The following is a 21,488-nucleotide window of genomic DNA, read 5'->3' on the forward strand; positions in this document are numbered from 1 at the left end:
GAGGAGTACTCTGATGGAACTTCCAGCCGCCAGGCGGCATTTCGCTGTCGGGGTTGCTTTCGGGAACGACCATGGCCAGTGACAAACTATCGACCTATCGGTCGAAGCGCGACTTTAAAAAAACGGATGAGCCAAGCGGCGAAAAACGCCTCGCGCGCAGCAATCGCCGTCGCTTCGTGATCCAGAAACATGATGCCACCCGGCTGCACTACGATCTGCGGCTCGAGTTGGATGGCGTCTTCAAATCCTGGGCGGTCACCAAAGGCCCGTCTCACGACCCGCACGACAAGCGGCTGGCAGTTGAGGTCGAGGATCATCCGCTCGACTATGGCGACTTCGAAGGCACTATTCCTAAAGGTCAGTATGGCGGCGGGACGGTCATGCTCTGGGATCGGGGCTATTGGGAACCGGAAGGAAATAAGAGCCCCGAGCAGGCACTCGCCAAGGGTGACTTCAAGTTCACCTTGGAAGGCAAACGCCTGCACGGCAGCTTCGTGCTGGTGCGCATGCGCAATGATCGCAACGACGGCAACCGGACAAATTGGCTGCTCATCAAACACCATGATGAGTTCTCCGTCGAAAACAATGGCGAAGCGATCCTCGAGGAGAACAACACCTCTGTGGCCTCCGGCCGAACCATGGAGATGATTGCCGCCGGCAAGGGACGAAAGCCCAAGCCTTTCATGATCGAGGATGGCGACGTTCAGGCTGATGCCGTCTGGGACAGCAACCACGGACTGGCTGCCGAAGAGCGAAAAGAGAACGTCGGAGGCGGTCGGAAATCGAAACCAGTCACAAAGGTCGATCTGCCGGATTTCATTGCGCCGCAGCTCTGCCGGACACTGGAACGCCCTCCGGCCGGCACCGGCTGGCTTCACGAGATCAAGTTCGACGGTTACCGGATCCAGATGCGAGTGCTGGATAGCGAGGCGACGCTGAAGACCAGGAAAGGACTCGACTGGACGGCAAAATATCCCGAGATCGCCGAGGCGGCATCGACGCTGCCCGATGCGATCATCGACGGCGAGATCTGCGCCCTGGACGATAATGGCGTTCCTGATTTCGCTGCCCTGCAGGCGGCCCTTTCGGAAGGCAAGACCGGCGAGCTCGTCTATTTCGCCTTCGATCTTCTCTATGAGGGTGGCGAGGACTTGCGATCTCTGCCGCTCATCGAGCGCAAGACGCGGCTTCAAAGCCTTCTCTCCGACGCCGGCAATGATCCGCGCATCCGCTTCGTCGAGCATTTCGACACCGGCGGTGATGCAGTTCTCCGGTCTGCCTGCAAACTCTCACTGGAAGGCATCGTCTCGAAAGAGGCGGATGCACCCTATCAATCCGGCCGTACCGAAAGCTGGGCGAAGTCGAAATGCCGCGCCGGCCACGAGGTGGTGATCGGCGCTTATGCCAAGACCAACGGGAAGTTCCGATCCCTGCTGGTCGGCGTCTATCACGGTGACCACTTCGTCTATGTCGGCCGCGTCGGTACGGGATATGGCGTAAAGAAAGTGGAAACGCTGCTGCCGAAGTTGAAAGCGCTCGAGACGGCAAAATCACCATTCACCGGCATTGGTGCGCCGAAGAAGGAGGCCGAGGTCACCTGGCTGAAGCCCGAGCTCGTGGCGGAAATCGAATTCGCGGGCTGGACCGCCGACGGCATTGTCCGGCAGGCGGCCTTCAAGGGACTGCGGGAAGACAAGCCGGCCAAAGAGGTCAAGGCCGAACGGCCGGCAAAGCCCTCGCAAACTGACGTGCCGCAGCCGGCGGTGGAGGCGAAGGCCAAACCCGTCCGCCGAAAAAGCGCCAAGGCCGAGGTCATGGGGGTGCTGATCTCCAACCCGGACAAGCCGCTATGGCCGGATGCCAATGACCGCAAACCCGTCACCAAGGAGGAACTGGCCCGCTATTACGAAGCCGTCGGCTCCTGGCTGATCGAGCACATCAAGGGACGGCCATGTTCGATCATCCGTACGCCCGACGGGATCGGCGGCGAGCAGTTTTTTCAGCGTCATGCGATGCCCGGCACCTCGAACCTTCTCGAACTGGTCAAGGTCTTCGGCGATAAAAAGCCCTACCTGCAAATCGACCGGGTCGAAGGCTTGGCTGCCGTCGCGCAGATCGGCGCCGTCGAGCTGCATCCCTGGAATTGCGAACCGCGTCAGCCTGAGGTGCCCGGCCGGCTCGTCTTCGACCTTGATCCAGGTCCGGACGTGCCATTCTCCGCGGTCGTTTCGGCAGCCCGCGAAATGCGGGACCGTCTCGACGCGCTGGGTCTGATCAGCTTTTGCAAGACGACTGGCGGCAAGGGTCTGCACGTCGTCACTCCGCTTGCGGTCAACAAGCGCAAGCCGCTTTCGTGGGCCGAAGCGAAGGGTTTTGCGCACGATGTCTGCCAGCAGATGGCGCGCGACAATCCCGATCTCTATCTCATCAAGATGACGAAGAGCCTGCGGAACGGCCGGATCTTCCTCGACTATCTGCGCAATGACCGCATGGCGACGGCGGTTGCACCTTTGTCGCCGCGCGCCCGATCGGGAGCCACCGTCTCAATGCCGCTCAGCTGGACGCAGGTCAAATCAGATCTGGACCCCAAGCGCTTCACCATCCGCACCGTTCCTGCGCTTCTGGCGAAATCGTCGGCCTGGGAAGACTATTGCGACGGCCAACGGCCACTGGAACAGGCGATCAAGCGCCTTGCCAAGGCTCGGGTGACGGCTTGATTGAGGGGCTTACCGCGGACCGGTTCGAGGTGATAGTTAGCCCAAACCGGAATTGCTTTGGGAGTTCGGGTCCCGCCCGGCGATCCACCGTGGCGACAGCCGGGCCAGGCGTCGGATTAATGCCGTGGTGTTGAAGTTGGATTTGTTGCAGGCAACGACACTCGCCTGGCCACGATCGACAGTTTCCGTGGAGCAGTCCGAAAAGTCCATCGATCGGAGGCTTTCGACGCTGATTGCTGTATCGCATCGTCGAGAGGTCAGTCGCCTATCGGGCCGCTGCCTCGTGGTACTACTTCATCGCGTCTGACGCGGTTCCACCATGCGTACCCTCCCTCGGAGGCGGGTTTACCGCCAATCGAACCACGGTGTCAGCAAGCCCGTCTTGCGCCGATAGGCTTCATATTCGGATGCCAGCGGTGATAGGGAGAACTTCCTCTCCTCATTGCGGGCTGCAATCACGTAGACAACCGTAAAAAATAAGACCGGCAGGATCGACCATATCGACCAAGATGCCAGCGCCCACCCCGACCAGAAGAGCAGGTAGGACGTGTAAAAAGGGTGCCGCAGGTAGCGATAGGGACCGTCGGTGACAAGACTATCTGGATGATCGAGGGTGAACACAAAGCGCAACCTGGCCTCTCGCGACGCCGACACCGCCCACCAGAACAAGCCCGCCGACCCGATTTCAAATCCCAGTCCTACTACCTGTACCCATAGCATCTGCGTCTCGGACCAAACCAGGTACAGGAAAAACGCCGTCGTCGCGATGACGCCGACGGTGATCAGCTTTGCTCCGGCTTCCATCTTCGGTGAGTTGAAGTGGCCTCGCAACGACCACGCGTAGGACCCGACGATAGTCAGGCTGGTGATCGAAATAATGAAGTCCAGAAGAAATTGCATCTCGATACCCAGCTTGAAAGGTTGGTTACAATTGCTGCTGCGACAGACCTAACCCGTATAAAACGCCAAGGCAAATGATTGATGTATGATACGTAACCGCACCGAAACGTGTCGTGATTGCACGGCCTGGTTTAGATCTGGTTTACGATGATCATGCACCTGCCGTAGATATTTTTGTGCAAGATTTTGGCTGCGCTTTAGGGGTCGCAGCTTATGGACGTATTTCACTGTACAATCGACACCAGCCACGGCGCTGTACGCATCAGTGACACTATCGATGGCGCTGCACCACTGGTTATGATACACGGTTCCGGCAGCTCACGGACGGTCTTTTCACGGCAACTACACAGCCATTTGTCCCGGAATTGGCGTCTGATTGCGCTCGATCTTCCGGGACATGGCGAATCGAGCGACGCTCGAGATCCGCAGTCAACTTACACTGTCACCGGTCTTGCCGACTGCATAGGAGAGGTGGCAGCCCGCCTGGGGCTTCATCGCTTTCCCGTGCTCGGATGGTCGCTTGGCGGTCACGTCGCGATTGAGATGGCGGGCAGCGGCAACGGCATTTCGGGCCTGATGTTGTGCGGCACGCCACCGGTCCCCAGCGGTCTCCTCGGAATGCTGCGGGGATTCCATCCATCATTTGATGTTCTTCTGGCATCAAAAGAGAACTTTACGTCGCGTGACGTGGAGCGGTTTCAGTCTCTTTGCTTTGGAGACACGAGCAACCCCTCCTTTCGCGATGCTATAGCGCGCGCAGACGGGAGACTAAGGAGCGTTTTTTCTCGCGCAATGTTGCGGGGGCAGGGGGTGGATCAGCGCCGCACCGTCGAACAGGCAGATATACCCATTGCTTTTGTGAATGGATTTTATGACCCCTTTGTCAAACTCAGCTATTTTTCGGGCCTGAACATCCAGTTGCTCTTCGAAGGCAAAGCGCATGTAGTGGAAGGTGCTGGTCACGCGCCTTTCTGGGAAAAGCCGGAGAGCTTCAACTCGATGCTCGACCGGTTCCTGAACACAGTCGCCGCTCATGAAGCCAATACCGGTCTGAAAGATCATCACTTTCTTTCGAACAGATCAGTGTTCTAAGAGCGATCCGCAGAGATGCGGTTCCTGTGCTTACAGTTTCCGAAACAGTCGCGGGAAGATCGACGAGTGGCTCGAAAGACGACACAGGATCTTTCAGGGCAGATAATCGGATCTGAATGCGAGGGATGTGGCTCGCCATTCGCCGCGGCCACGAGCTCGTACTGCAAACGACGTAGTTTCCATCGGTCGTTAGACAATATTTGACGTCTAAGTTCATTGTGCGACGGTCATGGTCGGGCAACCGTCATTGCCTTTCCCGCAGACCGATCCCGCCCTATCATTCAGAGGCACCTGCATGAAATCCAGGGAGATGGGAGAGCGATGCGGAATTGTTTAGGCCTGCTAGCTGCAGGAGTCTTTCTCCTCCAGCCATGCTCCTTCGCCAACGCACAGGCACCGAATGCCCTGGAGAGGGCCATCGGAGATGCGCAGCCATGCAGGTCGTTGAAGACCAAGGTATCGAGCTTCGGCATCAGCGTGGAAGTAGGCGTCGACAAGCTCGATTCCGTGAAGATCGAAAACCTGCAATTGTCGGTGAATGGCAACACCGCGGAGGCGAGCGCCCGCGGCACGCTTGCTTGCAAGACCTCGGACGAAGCGCTGGTAGAAGGAGGGTTTTCAGCGACCGCTGAGGTTCGGCTGAAGGTCGACCTTACGACCTGCAAGATGACCAAGACCTCCATCGAGATCGTGAAGACCGGTGGCCGGTTCGGCGACATCGTCAAAGGACTTGAGACTGAAATCTCTGGCGCCCTCCGGCGAAGTCTGGAGAAGAACTTGGCCAAGCTTTGCGAGAATTGATCAGCGGATCGACACCGTTAGACAGAGTTGCGGATTGACGCCGCCAAAAACTGTCTCCAGCCTTAGGACAAAGGACATCGGTGAGACGAGGGATGGAGTCACGCATTGTGTGCCCGGTCGCCGAAATGCCTTCGGCGACTATTGGGAAGGGATCGAAGACTGCGTTGCAGAGGTTTCGCCGCCTTAGCGGAGCAACCCATCGCGACTGAACTCTTCCCAGCCGAGAGGTTTCGAACGTGACGCATCGTCGGGGTCGGCATCAGGTTTCGAAGGGGTCTTGGCCGTGGTCTTCAGCGAACGCGTCAACTTCGCTTTCAAGGCTGCCCGTCGTCGTTTCTCGGCCGTAGCTTCAGCATCCTCTTCGCGCCAGACTGTCACCAGGTCTCGGTCGAGGATGTCCTCCACCACGCGCGGGTCGAATACGTGGAAGGTAATTTTCCTCGCCCGCCCACGCAGCTTCACCGTGCGGGTTCCTGCACTGGGCAAGCGCCCGTCGCTGAGCCAGCGATGTCTCTCGGTAGTAGAGATCGTCAGGATATCCTGGATTTCACGGGGGATCACAGGCAGGCTTTCGATGTCTTCGAGCGCGTTGGAAACGACCGACGAAGCAGCACGGAACGCACTCTTCGCCGTTTCAGCCATCGCCAATGTCAGAGCACCCGACTCGATTTCGAGCGACTTTCTCACCGCTAAAGGCAGACGTGCGCGAATTTCCAGCAGAATCCCCTTCGCGCGAACGGATGATCCGAGCGTGGCTGCGGTCGATAGGGGCCACTCCTTGATCAGCTCCGCATCGTCGGTGGTCTTGGGTTTTGCCATGTACGAGTAGATGGGCCTTCCGCTCTGCAGCGTCAACGACTACGCCAAGACGGAAGGCATCATATGATTACGCTCAGTCGCGGTACACGGGCATCTGCTTGAGCTCGTCCTTGGTCCAGCTCGTAAAGGCATGAACGTCGCCGTCTTCATCGCGCATGAACTCAAGATCCAAGATCGGAACTGCAACAGGCTTCGCGCCGATACCCAGAAAGCCTCCGACGTCGATGACCGCGGAGCCGCCGGCGCCCGCGCACCGTTCCGGCCTGCTGTCAAAATCTTCCGCCTGGGAAGATTACAGTGACGGCAAGCGTCCGCTGGAACAGGCGATCAAGCTCCTCGGGAAAGTCTCCAAAGTGGCTTGAGCGTTATCGGACTACAGTCCGTCCGGCACTGTGATCAGCTGGTTTTCTCGGCGTGCTGATATTGCCATTCACAAAACTGCTCCAAATAACGGTTGGGTAGATCGCGTGCCATCATCCGTTGACAATCCTCTTTTGCTCAGGTCTACTGGTCCACTTACCGGACCAGTAGACCTGAGCGTGGGGAGGAAAAAGCAATGGACGTTCGAGCGATGCTCGAAGACGACGTTGCGGCGCTCGGTGGAGCGCCGAAGAAGTCGATAAAAGACTTCGTCGTCCAGAAGATTGCGACCTTCATCGCCACCGGCATCCTCAAAGCCGGCGACCCGCTGCCCAGCGAACGGGAGCTCGCCTCCGCACTCTCGGTCAGCCGCGAGACCGTCCGTGGGGCGATCCTGATCCTTTCCACCCATGGGATTCTCTCGGTTGTGCACGGAACGCGCACGGTGGTGGCATCGGAGGACGTCGGCGAATTGGCCGTCCAGGCTGCGCGGTATCGCGACATCGCGGCCTACAGTCTCGACAATGTTCATGAGGCCCGGCTTCTTATCGAAGCACAGGTCGTCAGGGCTGCCGCGCTCAAGATGGAGCCTTCAACTTTTGATTATCTCCGCAAGTCGATCGCAGCGCAGGAGGCCGCCTGTGACGATCCTGTTCGTTTTTTGATATGTGACCGGGAATTTCACACCGCTATCTACCGTTCCAGCGGCAACGCGGTGCTGGCTGATATGGCCGCCGACCTCTATTCCTATCTTCTGAGCCAGCGAAGGCGCGTCGTATCGCAGCCCGGGAGTATCGCCACGAGCATCGCCGATCACCGGTTGATCCTCGCTGGTTTGGAGACGCGGGACCCGGATGCCGCGGCCGCGGCCTTCGCAATCCACGAAACCCGTATTTATACGACGACCAAGTTACTCTTCTCGTAGTTCGCAGGGAGGCGAAACACGATGCATATTCTCATTATCGGGGCGGGAGGAATGATCGGCCGGAAGCTCGCCGCCACACTGGGGCGCAGCGGGTCACTCGGCGGCGATACAATCACGCGCATGACGCTTGTGGATGTAACGCCTCCGCCTGTGCCCGCCGACGTCTCCGTGCCGGCGGAAGCGCTGGCTGCCGATATTTCCGAAAGCGGCGCAGCGGAAGCCCTGGCGGCTCGCCGGGCCGACGTGATCTTCCATCTCGCCGCGATCGTTTCCGGTGAAGCCGAGCGCAATTTCGACCTCGGCTACAAGGTCAATCTCGACGGCACGCGATTGCTGTTGGAAGCGATCCGCCGGGAAGGAAGCCGCCAAGCCTATGTTCCCCGGTTCGTATTCTCCTCGTCGATCGCGGTCTATGGCTCGCCGTTTCCCGATCCGATTCCCGATGATTATGTGCTCGCACCTCTCACCAGCTACGGAGTCCAGAAGGCGATTTCCGAGCTTCTGCTTGCCGACTATTCGCGGCGCGGCTTTATCGACGGCGTCGGAATTCGGTTGCCGACCATCGTGATCCGGCCGGGTGCGCCGAATGCCGCCGCATCGGGATTCTTTTCCGGAATCCTGCGTGAACCGCTTGCAGGCCAGCGGGCCGTTCTTCCGGTCGAGGAAACGGTCAAGCACTGGTTGGCAAGCCCGCGTTCCGCCATCAAGTTCCTGATCCATGCTGCGACGCTCGACACGGCGGCGCTGGGTGTCCGGCGCACGCTCACCATGCCGGGCGTCGCCGCTACCGTTGCCGACCAGATTGCCGCCTTGCGGCGTGCTGCCGGTTCCGAGGCGGCGGAGTTGATCGATCGTCGCCGCGACGAGGTCATTGAGGGGATCGTCGCCGGATGGCCGAAGTCCTTTACGCCCGAACGCGCGACGCAACTGGGTTTCGTCGCCGAAACCACGGTGGACGAGTTGATCGAGGTCTACCTCGCCGAAGACGCTCCGGGTGCGTCCGGATGAGGTTGAGCTGGGCTGAAACCGCCCCATAGGAGGAGAGTACCGCCCGGGCACACCCGCATATGCGGGATTGCGGCGGCAGAAGGACTTGAGAAGATAGGGCCGCCGGCAAGATATACGAAAATACGAATACATAGCATGTAGCGCTCGATTTCTGGGAGGAGTGGGTATGGCAGGCGTTCAATTCGCGGATGTGCGGAAATCATTCGGAGCATTTCCGGTGATCAAAGGCGTGGATATCGACATTGCCGACGGGGAGTTCGTGATCCTGGTCGGCCCGTCGGGTTGTGGAAAATCCACTCTTCTGCGGATGCTGGCGGGACTTGAGAATATTTCCGGCGGCGAGATCAAGATCGGCGGGCGCGTGGTCAACACGCTGCCGCCCAAGGACCGCGACATCGCCATGGTGTTCCAGAACTATGCGCTCTATCCGCATATGACGGTACAGGAGAACATGGGTTTCTCGCTGATGCTGAACAAGGCGCCGAAGGCGGAAGCCGAGAAGCGGGTGAAATATGCCGCCGGCATCCTCGGTCTCGACAAATTGCTCGACCGCTATCCGCGCCAGCTTTCCGGCGGCCAGCGCCAGCGTGTCGCCATGGGGCGGGCGATCGTCCGCGATCCGGAAGTCTTCCTGTTCGACGAACCGCTATCCAACCTCGATGCGAAGCTGCGCGTCGCCATGCGCGCCGAAATCAAGGAACTGCACCAGCGGCTGAAAACGACGACGGTCTACGTCACCCATGACCAGATCGAGGCCATGACCATGGCCGACAAGATCGTGGTCATGCATGACGGCGTTGTCGAGCAGATCGGCACGCCGCTCGAGCTTTACGATAAGCCGGCCAATCTCTTCGTTGGCGGGTTCATCGGCTCGCCGGCGATGAACATGATCAAGGGCAGGCTCGACCCCGAAAACCCGACAAGTTTCAAGGCGCCGGACGGCACGGCGCTGCCGGTTGCCAATCCGCCTGCCGACGCCCTGGGGCGCGACCTCGTCTACGGGCTTCGCCCGGAATACATCCTGCTCGATGCCAATGGCCTGCCCGGTGAAATCGTGGTGATCGAGCCGACCGGCTACGAGACGCATCTTATTCTCAGGCTCGGCGGCAGCGATCTCAGCTGCGTCTTCCGCGAACGCGTCAGCGCGCGGCCGGGCGAGACCCTGCGCGTTGCGATCGACGCCGCGCATGTTCATCTCTTCGATGCCGAGAGCGGCCGGAGATTGACCGACTGACGCCGTCCGGCGGCTGCGCGGGGCGGAGGAGCCCCCGTCGCCCGCAGGCCGGCAGCACCCCGTTTCGGGGATGCAAGGACCGTCGTTCACCAAGCGGGAGGTGAATGGCGGGGAGTTCGCGCCCGCTTTTTTGAAGAGGAGGAATATCATGAGGTTTAAGAGACGTGACTTTCTTGCCGCCTCGGCTGCCGTTGCCGGCGCCGCTGGCCTCGGCATTCGGCCATCCCTCGCGCAGGCTGAACCGACCTACACGCCGGAAAGCGGCGCCAGCCTGCGGCTGCTGCGCTGGACACCTTTCGTCAAGGGCGACGAGGAGGCATGGCTTGCCAACACAAAGAAGTTCACCGAAGCGACCGGCGTCGAGGTGCGCATCGACAAGGAAAGCTGGGAAGATATCCGCCCGAAGGCTGCCGTCGCGGCCAATGTCGGCTCCGGCCCGGACCTCATCATGTGCTGGTTCGATGACGCTCACCAGTATCCCGACAAGCTGGTCGACCTGACCGAACTCGCCAACTATCTCGGCAACAAATATGACGGCTGGTATGACGGTGTGAAGGGCTATGCCGCGCGCGGCGACACCTTCATCGCCATGCCGCTGGCGGCAATCGGCAATGCGGTGGTCTATCGCGACACTCACGTGAAAGCAGCCGGCTTCAGCGAGTTCCCCAAAGACACGGCAGGCTTCCTCGAGCTTTGCAAGGCGATGAAAGCCAAGGGCACGCCGGCCGGCTTCCCGCACGGCAAGGCCGTCGGCGACGGCAACAACTACGCCCATTGGCTGCTTTGGAGCCATGGCGGCAAGATGGTCGACGAAGGCGGCAAGGTGACGATCACCAGCCCGGAAACGCTGGCGTCGATCAACTACGCCAAGGAGCTCTATGCGACCTTCATTCCAGGCACGGAAAGCTGGCAGGACGTCAACAACAACCGCGCCTTCCTCGCGGGCCAGGTGTCGCTGATCGCCAACGGCGTCTCGGTCTATTACACGGCCAAGAACGACCCGAAGCTCGCCGAGATCGCCAAGGACATCCGCACGACGAATTTCCCCGTCGGCCCGGTTGGCCAGAGCGTCGAGCTTTTCCAGACGAGCTCACTGCTTCTCTTCAAGCATACGAAGTATCCGGAGGCGGCGAAGGCCTACATCAAGTTCATGATGGAAGCCGACCAGATGAATGCCTGGATCCAGGGCTCAAGCGCCTATTGCTGCCAGCCGCTCAAGGCTTTCGCCAAGAACCCGATCTGGACATCCGATCCGATCCACGCGCCTTATGCACGTGCTTCGGAAAAGCTGCGTCCGAACGGCTATGCCGGCCCACTCGGTTATGCCTCGGCAGCGACCATGGCCGATTACGTTCTGGTCGACATGTATGCGGCCGCCGTCACCGGCCAGATGTCGCCCGAGGATGCGATGAAGGAAGCTGAACGGCGGGCAAACCGCTACTATCGCGTCTGAGCCGCGCTTCAAAACAAGCGGCATGCCGGCTTCGGCATGCCGCAAAGTCCTCTGGGAGTTCAGTGCAATCTGGGAGATAAGCAATGTCGATGGTGAATCCGGAGGATAGACGCGGGCCGATCTCCTCGCTCCTGCAGAACAACAATGTGCTCGGCTTCCTGTTCATGCTGCCGGCGGCGGTGTTCCTCGTCTGCTTTCTGACCTATCCGCTGGGGCTTGGTGTCTGGCTCGGCTTCACCGATACGAGGATCGGCCGCGACGGCGTCTTCATCGGGTTGGAGAACTACCAGTTCCTGATGGACGACAGCGTCTTCTGGCTGTCGGTCTTCAACACCATTCTCTATACCTCCGTTGCCTCGGTGCTGAAATTCGCGCTCGGCCTCTGGCTGGCGATGCTGCTCAATCAGCACCTGCCGTTCAAGTCCTTCTTCCGGGCAATCGTACTGCTTCCCTGGGTCGTGCCGACGGTGCTTTCGGCGCTGGCCTTCTGGTGGATCTACGATTCCCAGTTCTCGATCATCTCCTGGTCGCTGATGAAGCTCGGGCTGATCAGCGGGCCGATCAACTTCCTCGGCGATCCCATCAATGCGCGCATATCCGTCATCGTCGCCAATGTCTGGCGCGGCATTCCCTTCGTGGCGATCTCGCTGCTCGCGGGCCTGCAGACCATTCCGGCGTCGCTGCAGGAGGCCGCCTCGCTCGACGGCGCCACGAGCTGGCAGCGTTTCCGCTATGTGACGCTGCCGATGCTGACGCCGATCATCGCCGTGGTGATGACCTTCTCGGTGCTCTTCACCTTTACGGATTTCCAGCTCATCTACGTGCTGACCAAGGGTGGACCGGTCAACGCGACGCATCTGATGGCGACGCTATCGTTCCAGCGCGGCATTCCAGGCGGTCAGCTCGGTGAAGGTGCGGCCATCGCAGTCGCCATGGTGCCCTTCCTGCTCGGCGCCATCATGTTCAGCTTCTTCGGCCTGCAACGGCGCAAATGGCAACAGGGCGGCCAGGATTAAGGCCAGGGTTAGAGCCAAATTGGGGTTAGGGAGAGTGATGATGTCGATAAATTCAAACGCCGCCGATCAGGTCGTGACCGACAATGCCGAAGGCATGAGCTATCTGAACCGCCTGCCGCGGCGGATCGTAATGCTCTACCTGCCGATGGCCGTCTTCGTCGTCGTGCTGCTCTTCCCGTTCTACTGGATGGCGATCACCGCGGTGAAGCCGAACGATCAGCTGACCGACTACAGCAACTACAGCCCCTTCTGGGTGGTGGGAGCAACGCTCGATCACATCAAATACCTGTTCCTTGAGACATCCTATCCGGGCTGGCTGTGGAACACGATGCTGGTCGCGGTCTGCTCCACCTTCCTCTCGTTGGTGGCGTCAGTCTTCGGCGCCTATGCCATCGAGCGGGTCCGCTTTACAGGGTCCCGTTCGGTCGGCCTCGTCATCTTCCTCGCCTATCTCGTGCCACCGTCGATCCTTTTCATCCCGCTTGCCTTCATCGTCTTCAAGCTCGGGATCTACGACTCGCGGCTGGCGCTGATCTTCACCTATCCGACCTTCCTCATTCCCTTCTGCACCTGGCTGCTGATGGGCTATTTCCGCTCGATCCCATTCGAGCTAGAGGAAAGCGCGCTGGTGGACGGCGCCAACAGATGGCAGATTCTCACCAAGATCATTCTGCCGCTCGCAGTACCAGGGCTGATTTCGGCTGGCATCTTCGCCTTCACACTGTCCTGGAACGAATTCATCTATGCGCTGACTTTCATCCAGTCCTCGGAAAACAAAACCATCCCGGTCGGCGTGCTGACCGAACTGGTGCGCGGCGACGTCTTCGAATGGGGAGCACTGATGGCGGGCGCATTGTTCGGCTCGCTCCCGGTGGTGATCCTCTACTCGTTCTTCGTGGACTACTACGTCTCATCGATGACCGGGGCGGTGAAGGAGTGACAGTCTAGCGCGGACACGCCCCTGCTTCTGCAGCAGTTGCGACTGCTTGTTACCGCGCACCGGAGGAGGAGTGTCCGCAAAATGGGATCAGCTGCCTTCCCATCATGTATCGAAACCTCGTCGTGCCGAGATCGAATAATTGTAAATTGCCGCGTAGCTCGTCGATACGAGCAGCGGAAGTGCGATGGTCTTGAGTATTTCCGGTGTGCCGGTCACCGCATGAATTGCCACGAGAATGCTGGCTGAGCCGAGACAAGCAATGAGAGGCGGCGCCCAAAATCGCGCAGATCCGACGAAGCGCTTCGAAAGCCAGTCGATCACAGATTTCAGGAAAAGCGTCAGGCAGGCGGATATCGTACCCTGCACAAGGCCGGCATAGAGCGGCAATGGCATGGCGTGCGCGCGATTGGCGAAAACCGCCCAGCTGCCCATTGCCAAAAAGGCGAAGAGAACATGGACAACGCCGCTGCGGAGAAGCCGCTGCAGTGCATTCGGTATCACAACAACCACCCGTAGCGGACAAGATGGTGCAACAGGTCAGAGCCTGTTCTTCATCGCGGCGCGCAATATATCGTTGATCCGATCCTGCCAGCCGGGGCCATCTTCCTGGAAAAAGGAAAGCACATCGCTGTCGATCTTGAGCGAAACAAGCTCCTTTGTATTCGGCAGCGTCGGCCGCTCAACCGCTGGCTCCGCCTTCTTCTTCGCGGGTTTGAACAACGCTTCGGCAGCATCCATTGGATTGACAGGTCTGCGGGGCGAGTTTGCCATCGTTATGACTTTCTATTGCCTGTCGGATCGACATATGAGCGGCATACGGGATCTCGGCTGCTTCGTCGACTATTTAGCTTGTTTTACGACACGGGAATTTAGCCGACCTGCTCGATCGCCAGCGTGGCGGCGGCAGAAACCACTTGTCCTTGCGCTTCCGGTCTTTCGCCTCGGTGACCGCGTAAAGCCGTCGGCTATGATCGGGAATCAGCTTCACAAGGTTTGCATTGCCGGCAGGTTCTGGATGTAAGACCTGCCGACAATCTGGCCGTCAATCAGCCTTTTTGCGATACAGCAACGTCATGAGCGCGAGGACACATCCCAAGACTCCGACCGATGCGAAGATGTAGAAGTTCCACTGCGGAGCCAGGCCCGCACCCAGAACCGCACCGCCGATGGCCGGTCCTATCATGCCGCCGATACGGCCGATGCCGAGCGAGAAGCCAAGGCCGGTTCCACGGATTTCGACCGGATAGAGGTTTCCAACGAGAACGTTGGCGAGGATCTGCGTGCCGATCGTTCCCGTACCGGCAAGTGCGACGAGACCATAAACCTGGAGGCCCTGATCCACTTGCGTCAGCAACCAGATCGAGCAGGCTCCGAGAAGGAACATGCCTGCCACGACTATTTTGACGTTTCCGCGGTCGGCAATCCTTGCGCCGATCAGGAGGCCGACGGCCGCTCCGAGATTGAGCGTTACGGAGAAAAGGAGGGCAGAACCGAGGTCATAGCCCATCTTGTTCATGATGGTCGGAAGCCAATTGACCATGCCGAATGTGAGCAGAAGCGAACAGAAGTGAATGCCCCATGCGTTCAACGTCGGCAGCAGGCGACCTTCGGAAAACAGCGAGCGGATGCCCACCTGGCGTGACGCAACGGGCCTGGCTACGGGATTGGGCAGCCCGTACTGGTTTGCGATCTGGTTGGCTTCGGTCTGGCGGTTCTTTGTTGCCAGCCATTCGGGAGACTCGGGGATGAGGCGGATGAAGAAAGGCAGAAGCAGGATCGGTGCACCGCCAATAATCATCAGTGGGCGCCATCCGTATTTCTGTATCAGCAGCATTCCGAGGATACCCGAGATGATGCCGCCGGCCAGGTAACCGAGAAGAGCAATCGAATAGGCCATTGCCTTCCGCTTCGGCGGAGAAAACTCGATGATCAAAGCGGTTACCGTCGGAAAAAGAGCTCCAAGCCCCAGGCCGGCGAGAAAGCGTGTTCCCTCGAAAGCGAGAAAGTTCGGCGCAAGACCGCTGCCGATCATCATCACGGAAAAGCTCAGCAGACTGCCGATGATGACCTTGCGACGACCTATCCTGTCAGCAAGTGTTCCGGCAACGAGAGCGCCCAGCAGCATACCGAACAGGGTGATGGAGGCAGCCCGTCCGACCATGCCCGGAGTCAGGCCCCAACTGGCTTCACCGAGCAACGCCGGCGCGACTGCGCCGTAAACGATCAGGTCGTAGCCGTCGAACAGGATCAGCAGACCGCAAAGGGCGATGATGATATTCGGGCTGCGAACGCGTTCGTTGATAATAGCGAGATCTTGTATGGCCAATTTTCCCTCCCCATACATTTGCGTACAGGAAGTACGCTCCTGCCAGCGGCAGGTCCGCGTCGATCCGTGTACAAACCCTCCTGGATCGTTGCCGGCGTGGTTCCTCCCAGCGCCAGACTCACCCGCAAACGGGCTATGTCAAGACAACGATGACACGCTATTAAATACTTGCGAATAAAATATTTGCAACTGCAAACTTTTCAGCTCGCAACTTTTCCCTTTCCGGACATTGCCGGCAGGTTGCTGTGCATGCGGCGCAGCGCCTTCTTCAGTGCTGCGACCTCCTCGTCCGACATGTCCTGAACCGCGGTGCGTTCAAGCTCGACGGCAAGCGGCATGAGCCTTTCCGTCAGCGCCTCTCCCTGCGGGGTCAGCCTTACGATGACGATACGGCCATTATCTTCCGGACGTGTTCTCGACACCAGCTTGCGCTTGGCCAGTGTGCCGACGAGGCGCGAAAGCGTCGAAATCTCGACAGAGACAACGTCGGCGAGATCTCCAAGGGTGCTTTCCCGGCGCTCCTTGAGCATGGCCAGAACCCGGTACATCGCCACGCTGAGATTGTCTTCGGCGATTCTCTGCGCGAATACCTCGGCTATCCGCACGCCGGCGCGATTGAGAAGATACGGAACGGAATCGGTAAGTTTGTACATGTCTCTGTCTGCTGGCGGGATTTCGCTTGCTGAGGGCTCTCTCCGACATGCACCTAAATTACCGGAATGACAACACGATTGGCTTTCAGCCGTCGAGAAAGGCTGAGTAAGGCAAGCATTTTCCCGCTCAATTTTATAAACTTGCATTGACAATAGTTGCAAATGCAATAATCTAGATGCCGAGGAGACACGGGAGGAAATCATGTCTGCCACTGCTGCCCTCGGCATAGCGCCGGCCCCTGCACCCATCAGCGATGCGTTTCGATCGACCATGCGCCGTTTCCCGGCGACGGTGACGGTCATTTCTGCTTGTCGCAACGGTGCGGATCATGGAATGACGGCCACCGCCGTCACATCACTTTCGATGGATCCGCCATCTCTTATCATCTGCCTGAACAATCGCACCTACCTGCATGACATGCTGCTTGAGGTGCCGGAATTCGCAGTCAGCATTCTGACCGACAGGCAGGCAGCCGTATCGGAAGGTTTCAGCGGCAAGATTGCGCCTGAGCGTCGGTTCGACGCTGCCGATTGGGTTCGCCATGAGCGCGGCATGATGGTGCTGGGCTCCGCTCATGCCTCGGTTGTCTGCCGCCGTATGGGCGCAGTTCCCTATGGAACGCACACGATCTTCATCGGGCAGGTGGTGGATACACGCCATTCCGACGACACGACCGCGCTGATGTACGAGAATTCGAAATATTGCGCGCCACAACACGCGCTTCCGGCATCCCAGAACTGAAGGTAGTTCCATGAACAATACAGCCGCCCTGTTTCCCGCCTCGGCGCGGGTCAAGACCGCATGTCTTGCAGATCGCATCGCCCCGGTGCTGGACGAAATCCGTGCCGGCGCGCGCGATACCGAAAAATCCGGCCGTGTGCCGGCGCGCTCCATCGATCTGCTGCGCTCCGCCGGCTATTTCGATATCGTCAAGCCTGCCCGTTTCGGCGGCGACGAAGGATCCTTTGCCGAGCTCGTCGATGCAAATATCGAACTGTCGTCGGCCTGCGCCTCCACCGGCTGGGTTGCCGGCCTCCTTTCCGCGCATCAATGGCTCCTCGCCATGTTCGATGAAAGGGTTCAGCAGGAGGTGTGGGGCAGCGATCCGGATGCGCTGCTCTGCGGTTCCTATGCGCCGGTCCGAATGGCGGAACGCGTCGAGAGTGGCTTCCGGCTATCCGGCGATTGGGCCTTTGCGAGCGGATGCGAAAATGCCCAATGGGCGCTCTGTGCGGCGATCATTCCGCCAAACGGCGAGGGTGAGCGTCCTGTGCCAGCGTTCCTTCTGGTTCCCGCCAGCGACTATACCATCGCCGAGACCTGGGACGTGGTCGGCCTCGCGGGCACCGGCTCAAAAAGCCTGATCCTCAAGGATGTCTTCGTGCCGGAATACCGCATATTGAGCTTTCCGGATGCGACCTCCGGCAGAACGCCGGGTGGACGTGGCTACAAGGGTATCGGCCTTTTCAACATTCCGCTTCTCATGGGGGTTCCGTTCTGCCTCGGCAGCACAGCCGTCGGTGCGGCGAAGGGCGCACTGGATAGCTATATCGACCAGATCGGGACCCGTGTGACACGTGGTGCCGTGGCCGGCGGCAACAACAAGATCGCGGAATTTCCGACGATCCAGCTTCGCGTGGCGGAAGCCTCGGCATCCGTGGATGCTGCCCGCGAAATCATTCTGCGCGATATTGCCCGGGCGCAGCAACTAGCCCAGGCCCGCGAGGATGGCACCGGCGAGATCACCGAGGACGATCGGATTCTCGCCCGTCGCAGCCAGTCCTTTGCGGTCAGCCTGGCGCTTCGGGCCGTCGAAGCACTCAATGCATCGACAGGCGGCCTCGGCCTCCAGATGTCCAACCCCGTCCAGCGGGCATGGCGCGATGCAAATGCTGTCGGGCGCCACATTTCCATGAACTGGGATGCCGTCGGCACCATGGCCGGCCAGCAACTGCTCGGTCTTCCGCCCAAGGGACAATTCTGATCCGTCATCCGCATTATTTCGATTCAAGACAGGAAAGAGAGAGCATATCGTGCAAGGCAAGATCGCGCTTGAAGAACATTTCGCCATTCCCGAGACGCTGCAGGATTCGGCTGGATTCGTGCCGGGCGACTACTGGACGGAACTGTCCGCCCGTCTTCGGGATATCCAGGACAAGCGTTTGCGGCTGATGGATGCCCACGGCATCGAGAAAATGATCCTGTCGCTCAACGCTCCGGCCGTGCAGGCGATCCCGGATAAGGCAAAGGCCCTGGATATTTCCCGACGCGCCAACGACTTTCTGGCGGAGCAATGCGTCAAGAACCCGAACCGTTTCCTGGGATTTGCAGCTTTGCCCCTGCAGGATCCGGATGCCGCAACACAGGAATTGCAGCGCTGCGTGACGACGCTGGGTTTCGTCGGCGCACTGGTCAACGGCTTCTCGCAGGAAGGCGACGGAACGACACCGCTCTACTACGACCTGCCGCAATACCGTCCGTTCTGGGCCGAAGTCGAAAAACTCAACGTTCCCTTTTATCTGCATCCGCGTAACCCGCTGCCGCAGGATAGCCGGATCTATGCTGGCCATTCCTGGCTGATGGGGCCGACATGGGCGTTCGCGCAGGAGACCGCTGTTCATGCCCTGCGGTTGATGGGGTCCGGCCTGTTTGACGAACATCCGGCTTTGCGGATCATCGTTGGCCACATGGGCGAGGGACTGCCATACATGATGTGGCGCATCGACAACCGGAATGCGTGGGTCAAGGTGGAAAAGAGCTATCCGGCCAAACGCCCGATTGCCGATTATTTCAACGAGAATTTCTACATCACGACGTCGGGGAACTTCCGCACGCAATCGCTTATCGATGCTATGCTGGAAATCGGCGCGGACCGAATTCTGTTCTCGACGGACTGGCCATTCGAGAACATCGATCATGCTGCAAACTGGTTCGACAGCACGACCATCTCCGAAGCCGACCGTCTGAAGATCGGTCGCACCAACGCGGTTTCACTCTTCAAACTCGATCGATAGCATGGTTACACCTTTCAGATACACGGCCAGCGCGGCCCAGGTCTTCTTCGGGAGTGGCTCGTTGAACCGTCTCGCCGAGGCGATTGCAGGACAGGGCGGCAAACGCGCCCTGATCCTTTCGACCCCGCACCAGAAAGCGGAGGTGGAACGGATCGCTGCTTCCCTCGGTCCGCTTGCGGCGGGACTATTCCACGATGCGACGATGCATACGCCGGTCGATGTGACCGAGCGCGCGATGGCGGCATACAACGCAGCCGGCGCCGATTGCGTCGTCGCCATCGGCGGTGGATCGACGATCGGTCTCGGCAAGGCGATCGCCTATCGCAACGACGCGCCACAAATTGTGGTGGCGACGACCTATGCGGGATCGGAGGTTACACCGATCCTCGGCCAGACAGAAAATGGGCAGAAGACGGCGGTCCGCGGACCCGGCATCCTGCCCGAAGTGGTGATCTACGACCCTGAATTGACATTGGGATTGCCGGTCAACATCAGCGTCAGCAGCGGGCTCAATGCAATGGCGCATGCGCTCGAAGGTCTCTATGCGCAGGATCGCAATCCCATTTCATCAATGATGGCGGTCGAGGGCCTGCGCGCGCTGAAGCAGGCTTTACCTCAAATTGTCAATGCCCCTGGGGACATCGAGCCGCGAAGCGAAGCGCTTTACGGTTCCTGGCTGTGCGGCACGGTGCTCGGAGCAGTTGGCATGGCGCTGCATCACAAACTCTGCCATACGCTGGGCGGTAGCTTCGATCTGCCGCATGCGGAAACCCATGCTGTCATTCTTCCCCATTCTGCTGCCTATAACGCCGTAGCCGCAGCGGATGCGCTAAAACCGGCTGCCGATCTTTTCGGCGGCTCGCTGGGCAGCGGTCTTTATGATTTTGCCGCTTCGATCGGCGCGCCCTTGGCGCTGCGCGATCTGGGTATGAAGGAAGCCGATCTGGACCGTGCGGCGGAACTCGCCGCCCAGAACCCCTACTGGAACCCGCGCCCGATCGAACGGGATGCGATCCGGGCTTTGTTGCAGAGCGCCTGGGAAGGCGCGCGGCCGCGTTAATGTTTAGGAGGATGGCCACGTGCCTGAATATTTCAGCGAAGAGAGATCCGTGGAAGCCGTCAACTCGCGGATGGGGCAGGGCATTAATCCGCGCCTTGCCGAAGTCATGGCGTCGCTGGTCAAGCACCTGCATGCCTTTGCCAAGGATATCAGCCTGACCCAGGAGGAATGGGAGCTGGTCATCGGCTTCCTGACCCGTACCGGCCATCTCTGTCATGACGAGCGACAGGAGTTCATCCTGCTCAGCGATACGCTGGGTCTGTCGATGCTGGTGGATGCGATCAACAACCGGCGCCCGACAGGCGCCACGGAAAATACGGTGTTCGGACCATTCCATGTCGAAGGGGCGCCCGTACGGCAGATGGGTGAAAACATCTCGCTCGACGGCAAGGGCGAGAGCTGTCTCTTCATCGGCCGGGTGCTGGATCTTGACGGCAATCCGATCGAGGGAGCCCGGATCGATGTATGGTCGGATAATTCCGATGGCTTCTACGACGTCCAGCAGCCGGATATCCAGCCGAAGTGGAACAACCGGGGCATTTTCATCACCGGCGCAGATGGCACCTATAGCTTCGTCGGCATAAAGCCGGTTTCCTATCCGATCCCGGATGATGGCCCGGTCGGCCAGATGTTGACGTCCCTCGGCCGCCATCCCTATCGTCCTGCCCATACCCATTACCTGATCACGGCTTCAGGTTATGAGAAGCTCGTAACCCACACGTTTGTCGGCGACGATCCCTATCTGGAATCCGATACGGTGTTTGGGGTGAAAAACAGCCTGATCGCGCCTTTCCAGCGTGTCGATCATCCGACGATCTGGCGCTCCGATTTCGATTTCGTGCTGACGCCGGTGGAGAATAGACAATGATCGTAGCCCGCTACGCGATATCCGACCCCGGCAAGGCTGCCGAACGCTCCCGATTGCTCGATGAGCACAAGGCCTATCTGCATGGCGCGGCGATCCGCATCCTGCTGTCCGGACCTTCCGCACCGCCGGCGGAGGGCAAGGGTTCCACCGCAATCGTGATCGCGCAAGTCGAAACGCTCGCCGAGTTCGAGGCGTTCAGCGCAGGAGACCCCTTCGTCCGCTCCGGCGTTTACGCGAGCGTCGATATATTCGAATGGCGGCCCAGTTTTGGGCTTCTTCTGGAGAGTCTCTGATCGGCGTT

General features: G+C 59.5%; 21 protein-coding genes and 1 pseudogene. 15 read left to right on the plus strand and 7 right to left on the minus strand.

Translation table 11 applies throughout. The features are described from left to right. The first annotated feature begins 71 nt into the window (after positions 1 to 71). The gene (gene ligD / locus HX898_RS19355; RefSeq protein ID WP_180195435.1) at positions 72 to 2,717 is read left to right on the plus strand and encodes a DNA ligase D; all 2,646 of its coding nucleotides are present in this window, start codon (positions 72 to 74) and stop codon (positions 2,715 to 2,717) included. A 345-nt stretch (positions 2,718 to 3,062) separates the two neighbouring features. Here the strand turns inward: ligD and HX898_RS19360 are convergent, their stop codons facing one another. Continuing rightward, on the minus strand, positions 3,063 to 3,617 hold the full coding sequence (locus HX898_RS19360; protein ID WP_138333022.1) for an isoprenylcysteine carboxylmethyltransferase family protein: 555 nt from the start codon (positions 3,615 to 3,617) through the stop codon (positions 3,063 to 3,065). A gap of 213 nt (positions 3,618 to 3,830) precedes the next feature. Between HX898_RS19360 and HX898_RS19365 the strand changes: the two genes are divergently transcribed. After that, the gene (locus HX898_RS19365; protein WP_138333021.1) at positions 3,831 to 4,709 is read left to right on the plus strand and encodes an alpha/beta hydrolase; all 879 of its coding nucleotides are present in this window, start codon (positions 3,831 to 3,833) and stop codon (positions 4,707 to 4,709) included. A gap of 321 nt (positions 4,710 to 5,030) precedes the next feature. Further along, positions 5,031 to 5,510, plus strand: coding sequence for a hypothetical protein (locus HX898_RS19370; RefSeq protein WP_138333019.1), 480 nt, complete (start codon positions 5,031 to 5,033; stop codon positions 5,508 to 5,510). A 183-nt stretch (positions 5,511 to 5,693) separates the two neighbouring features. Here HX898_RS19370 and HX898_RS19375 read toward each other — a convergent pair whose 3' ends face one another. Together HX898_RS19375 and HX898_RS19380 are read right to left on the minus strand one after the other, a co-directional pair. Beyond that, the gene (locus HX898_RS19375; RefSeq protein WP_138333122.1) at positions 5,694 to 6,329 is read right to left on the minus strand and encodes a hypothetical protein; all 636 of its coding nucleotides are present in this window, start codon (positions 6,327 to 6,329) and stop codon (positions 5,694 to 5,696) included. 73 nt (positions 6,330 to 6,402) lie between these two features. Then, a pseudogene (locus HX898_RS19380) lies at positions 6,403 to 6,576 on the minus strand (PRC-barrel domain containing protein); the annotation flags it as partial. Positions 6,577 to 6,885: 309 nt separating this feature from the next. Here HX898_RS19380 and HX898_RS19385 point away from each other — a divergent pair. The 6 genes from HX898_RS19385 (at position 6,886) to HX898_RS19410 (ending at position 13,265) form a co-directional block, all read left to right on the plus strand. Continuing rightward, complete coding sequence (locus HX898_RS19385; protein ID WP_180195436.1) at positions 6,886 to 7,614, plus strand: FCD domain-containing protein; 729 nt, start codon at positions 6,886 to 6,888, stop codon at positions 7,612 to 7,614. A gap of 21 nt (positions 7,615 to 7,635) precedes the next feature. Then, positions 7,636 to 8,622, plus strand: a complete 987-nt coding sequence (gene denD / locus HX898_RS19390) for a D-erythronate dehydrogenase (protein ID WP_138388947.1) — start codon at positions 7,636 to 7,638, stop codon at positions 8,620 to 8,622. 166 nt (positions 8,623 to 8,788) lie between these two features. Beyond that, positions 8,789 to 9,856, plus strand: coding sequence for a sn-glycerol-3-phosphate ABC transporter ATP-binding protein UgpC (ugpC, locus tag HX898_RS19395; RefSeq protein ID WP_138333013.1), 1,068 nt, complete (start codon positions 8,789 to 8,791; stop codon positions 9,854 to 9,856). 148 nt (positions 9,857 to 10,004) lie between these two features. Next, positions 10,005 to 11,309 carry an ABC transporter substrate-binding protein gene (locus tag HX898_RS19400; RefSeq protein ID WP_171597930.1) on the plus strand — a complete coding sequence of 435 codons (1,305 nt, stop codon included), beginning with the start codon at positions 10,005 to 10,007 and terminating at the stop codon, positions 11,307 to 11,309. Positions 11,310 to 11,392: 83 nt separating this feature from the next. Beyond that, positions 11,393 to 12,325: a sugar ABC transporter permease gene (locus HX898_RS19405; RefSeq protein ID WP_171597931.1), complete on the plus strand. Its 933-nt coding sequence runs from the start codon at positions 11,393 to 11,395 to the stop codon at positions 12,323 to 12,325. Between the two features lie 40 nt (positions 12,326 to 12,365). Next, on the plus strand, positions 12,366 to 13,265 hold the full coding sequence (locus tag HX898_RS19410; RefSeq protein WP_003550790.1) for a carbohydrate ABC transporter permease: 900 nt from the start codon (positions 12,366 to 12,368) through the stop codon (positions 13,263 to 13,265). A 102-nt stretch (positions 13,266 to 13,367) separates the two neighbouring features. Here the strand turns inward: HX898_RS19410 and HX898_RS19415 are convergent, their stop codons facing one another. The 4 genes from HX898_RS19415 to HX898_RS19430 all read right to left on the minus strand — a co-directional run bounded on the left by HX898_RS19415 (position 13,368) and on the right by HX898_RS19430 (position 16,244). Continuing rightward, positions 13,368 to 13,775, minus strand: a complete 408-nt coding sequence (locus HX898_RS19415; protein ID WP_171597933.1) for a hypothetical protein — start codon at positions 13,773 to 13,775, stop codon at positions 13,368 to 13,370. 27 nt (positions 13,776 to 13,802) lie between these two features. Then, positions 13,803 to 14,036, minus strand: coding sequence for a BrnA antitoxin family protein (locus HX898_RS19420; protein ID WP_029871604.1), 234 nt, complete (start codon positions 14,034 to 14,036; stop codon positions 13,803 to 13,805). A 271-nt stretch (positions 14,037 to 14,307) separates the two neighbouring features. Next, positions 14,308 to 15,609, minus strand: a complete 1,302-nt coding sequence (locus tag HX898_RS19425) for an aromatic acid/H+ symport family MFS transporter (protein WP_171597935.1) — start codon at positions 15,607 to 15,609, stop codon at positions 14,308 to 14,310. A gap of 182 nt (positions 15,610 to 15,791) precedes the next feature. Further along, positions 15,792 to 16,244, minus strand: coding sequence for a MarR family transcriptional regulator (locus HX898_RS19430; protein ID WP_003562469.1), 453 nt, complete (start codon positions 16,242 to 16,244; stop codon positions 15,792 to 15,794). Between the two features lie 202 nt (positions 16,245 to 16,446). On the opposite strand from HX898_RS19430, the gene HX898_RS19435 reads away from it, so the two are divergent. From HX898_RS19435 to HX898_RS19460, 6 genes are read left to right on the plus strand one after another with little or no spacing between them, the layout of a single operon-like run. Beyond that, a complete protein-coding gene (locus tag HX898_RS19435) occupies positions 16,447 to 16,986 on the plus strand; it encodes a flavin reductase family protein (RefSeq protein ID WP_180195437.1) in 540 nt (179 codons plus the stop codon). A gap of 10 nt (positions 16,987 to 16,996) precedes the next feature. After that, positions 16,997 to 18,229, plus strand: coding sequence for a flavin-dependent monooxygenase (locus HX898_RS19440; protein WP_180195438.1), 1,233 nt, complete (start codon positions 16,997 to 16,999; stop codon positions 18,227 to 18,229). A 49-nt stretch (positions 18,230 to 18,278) separates the two neighbouring features. Further along, positions 18,279 to 19,259, plus strand: a complete 981-nt coding sequence (gene tsdA / locus HX898_RS19445) for a gamma-resorcylate decarboxylase (protein WP_180195439.1) — start codon at positions 18,279 to 18,281, stop codon at positions 19,257 to 19,259. A gap of 1 nt (position 19,260) precedes the next feature. After that, positions 19,261 to 20,319, plus strand: coding sequence for a maleylacetate reductase (locus HX898_RS19450; RefSeq protein ID WP_180195440.1), 1,059 nt, complete (start codon positions 19,261 to 19,263; stop codon positions 20,317 to 20,319). A gap of 19 nt (positions 20,320 to 20,338) precedes the next feature. Next, positions 20,339 to 21,187, plus strand: coding sequence for an intradiol ring-cleavage dioxygenase (locus HX898_RS19455; protein WP_180195441.1), 849 nt, complete (start codon positions 20,339 to 20,341; stop codon positions 21,185 to 21,187). After that, positions 21,184 to 21,480 (plus strand): YciI family protein, encoded by a 297-nt coding sequence (locus HX898_RS19460; protein ID WP_129417489.1) that lies wholly within the window; start codon positions 21,184 to 21,186, stop codon positions 21,478 to 21,480. The genes HX898_RS19455 and HX898_RS19460 overlap by 4 nt, the downstream gene beginning before the upstream one ends. Positions 21,481 to 21,488 lie beyond the last annotated feature (8 nt).

The organism is Rhizobium sp. WYCCWR 11128 (assembly GCF_013416305.1).
Taxonomy (GTDB): Bacteria; Pseudomonadota; Alphaproteobacteria; order Rhizobiales; family Rhizobiaceae; genus Rhizobium; species Rhizobium indicum.